We start from the raw sequence: 1,506 nt of genomic DNA on the forward strand, positions 1-1,506 counted from the left end.
GGGATGGAGTGCGAAACACCGTTATTGGGGCGGGGCCGGGGCGGCTTCGGGTGCCCGCCCACTTCTCGATCTTCCCCCTTCCCTGATTTCCCTCTCAATCTTTACCTCCGGTAAGGCAATCACGTTTCCCTTAGACGTAGCGCAAAAAATGTCCGGCACGCCGGGAGTAGAGTCACTCTTAGTGCAGTTCGAACAGGGCAGGATTTACCTCAAACACTAAGGGAGTAATGTTATGGACCGTGTTATTCAATCCCCGGGAAAATACATCCAGGGCGCAGATGTTCTTTCTCGCCTCGGCGACTACCTGAAGCCGCTGGCGAACCGCTGGCTGGTGGTGGGCGATAAATTTGTGCTGGGTTTTGCTGAAGAAACCCTGCGTCAGAGTTTTAAAAAAGCCGGACTCCATGCCGAAATTGCACCGTTTGGTGGCGAATGTTCACAAAATGAAATCGATCGCCTGAAAAAGCTGGCCGACAGCGCCGACTGCCTGGCGGTGCTGGGTATCGGCGGCGGTAAAACGCTGGATACTGCTAAAGCGCTGGCCCACTTTATGGACGTGCCGGTGGCCATTGCCCCGACCATTGCCTCCACCGATGCGCCGTGCAGCGCCCTCTCCGTGATTTATACCGACAGCGGCGAGTTCGATCGCTACCTGATGCTGCCGCACAACCCGAACATGGTGATTGTTGATACCAAAGTGGTGGCGGGCGCACCTGCACGCCTGCTGGCCGCCGGGATTGGCGATGCGCTTGCGACCTGGTTTGAAGCGCGTGCCTGCTCACGTAGCGGCGCCACGACCATGGCGGGCGGCAAGTGCACGCAGGCAGCGTTAGCGCTGGCAGAGTTGTGCTACAACACGCTGGTTGAAGAGGGCGAGAAAGCGATGCTGGCGGCGGAACAGCACGTGGTGACACCTGCTCTGGAACGTATTATCGAAGCCAACACCTATCTGAGCGGCGTGGGCTTTGAAAGCGGCGGGCTGGCGGCGGCGCATGCCATTCACAACGGCATGACGGCGGTGCCGGATGCGCATCATTTCTACCATGGTGAAAAGGTCGCGTTCGGCACGCTGACGCAACTGGTACTGGAGAACGCGCCGGTTGAAGAAATTGAGACCGTCGCCGCGCTTTGCCACAGCGTTGGGCTGCCGATCACGCTGGCGCAGCTGAATATCAAAGAGGATATTCCGGCCAAAATGCGGCTGATTGCGGAGGCGTCCTGCGCCGAAGGGGAAACCATTCACAACATGCCTGGCGGCGTCACGCCGGATCAGGTCTATGCGGCGCTGCTGGTGGCGGACCAGTATGGACAGCGTTTCCTTCAGGAGTGGGAGTAATAAAAAAGCCGGGTGGCGGCTACGCCTTACCCGGCCTACAAAAGCGTGTCATTCGTAGGCCGGGTAAGCGCAGTGTATGACCGGATACATAGGTGACAGATCAGACCGGGAACATAGGTAACACTTTTCAGTCTATCCGGAGCACACTCTGGGTTTTTCGGTCGTAGTAC

Annotated in this window: 2 protein-coding genes; both read left to right on the forward strand. The window is 58.0% G+C overall.

Annotated features, from left to right (window positions below; translation table 11 throughout):
- Positions 1-220: hypothetical protein (locus tag ACNQ0W_RS23485; protein WP_417933260.1), on the forward strand; the 220-nt coding region annotated here is incomplete at its 5' end.
- Between the two features lie 12 nt (positions 221-232).
- Positions 233-1,336 (forward strand): bifunctional L-1,2-propanediol dehydrogenase/glycerol dehydrogenase, encoded by a 1,104-nt coding sequence (gldA, locus tag ACNQ0W_RS23490; RefSeq protein WP_062933866.1) that lies wholly within the window; start codon positions 233-235, stop codon positions 1,334-1,336.
- Positions 1,337-1,506 lie beyond the last annotated feature (170 nt).

It is taken from the genome of Enterobacter cloacae complex sp. 6730903, from assembly GCF_048283985.1.
Lineage (GTDB): Bacteria > Pseudomonadota > Gammaproteobacteria > Enterobacterales > Enterobacteriaceae > Enterobacter > Enterobacter hormaechei_C.

What these genes read in the sequence shown, in the direction of transcription:
- gldA (WP_062933866.1), top strand. Translation starts at nt 233, where the DNA reads ATGGACCGTGTTATTCAATCCCCGGGAAAATACATCCAGGGCGCAGAT.